This is a genomic window from Saccharopolyspora tripterygii, assembly GCF_054778355.1.
On sequence record NZ_BAAGZP010000037.1, the window covers coordinates 541 to 1,016 of the forward strand.

General features: G+C 59.7%; 1 protein-coding gene. It reads left to right on the forward strand.

All coding sequences use genetic code 11. The features are described from left to right. A partial coding sequence (locus ACYVF3_RS26510; protein ID WP_461156973.1) for an NAD(P)-dependent oxidoreductase occupies window positions 1-476 on the forward strand: 476 nt, incomplete at both ends.

Here is a 476-nt window from a genome sequence, read left to right on the forward strand (position 1 = left end):
GGGTGCCGTCACTCGCTGGTGGATGGCATCAACCGCGCCACCGACGTCCTCATTGGTGGCAAGGTTGCTGTGGTGGCCGGTTTCGGTGATGTGGGTAAGGGTTCCGCGGAGTCGTTGCGGGGTCAGGGTGCCCGGGTGATCGTGACCGAGATCGACCCGATCTGCGCGTTGCAGGCGGCGATGGAGGGTTACGAGGTCAAGACCTTGGACGAGGTCGTTGAGTTCGCGGACATCTTCATCACCACGACGGGTAATTACGACATCATCACCGCTGATCACATGGCGAAGATGAAGCACCAGGCGATCGTGGGCAACATCGGTCACTTCGACAACGAGATCGATATGGCCGGCCTGGAGAAGACTCCGGGTATTGAGAAGTTGGAGATCAAGCCGCAGGTGCACGAGTACACCTTCGCTGATGGGCACAGCATCATCGTGCTGTCGGAGGGTCGTTTGCTGAACCTGGGCAACGCCAC